Below are 328 nucleotides of genomic sequence, written 5' to 3'. Positions count from 1 at the left end.
TGCCCCGCATCCACTTCTCCACCAGATGCTGGTCGGCGCGGGGGATGCTCAGCAGTTCGGCGACCACGGTCACCGGCAGCGGATAGGCGACCTCGTTGACATAGACCCCGACCGTCGAGGTGTTGTTCGAGGCGTAGTCGTCGAAGCCCACGCCGCGCAGGCGGAACTGCGGCTGGCCGCCGCCGAAGGCCGGGGTGATCTCCAGGCTGGGCGTGTGCTGCTGCAGCTGGTTGACGTTGGTGAGGCGTAGTATGCCGTACTCCATGTGGTGGTCGATTATCTGTGCTTTTGTGAGGAGGGTGGGGTATGGGCGCTTCATGTTGGTCTG

1 protein-coding gene is annotated in these 328 nt (G+C 64.0%); it reads right to left on the bottom strand.

The window, feature by feature from the left end; translation table 11 throughout:
- On the bottom strand, positions 1–265 hold a 265-nt coding region (locus tag ACLZOT_RS51075; RefSeq protein WP_416976126.1), incomplete at its 3' end, for a hypothetical protein.
- Between the last annotated feature and the right edge of the window lie 63 nt (positions 266–328).

This window comes from Streptomyces sp. 4F14 (assembly GCF_048159485.1).
In the GTDB taxonomy this organism is placed as follows: domain Bacteria; phylum Actinomycetota; class Actinomycetes; order Streptomycetales; family Streptomycetaceae; genus Streptomyces.
The sequence above is the reverse complement of the archived record's forward strand: the minus strand, read 5'-3'. Positions and strand labels throughout refer to the sequence as shown.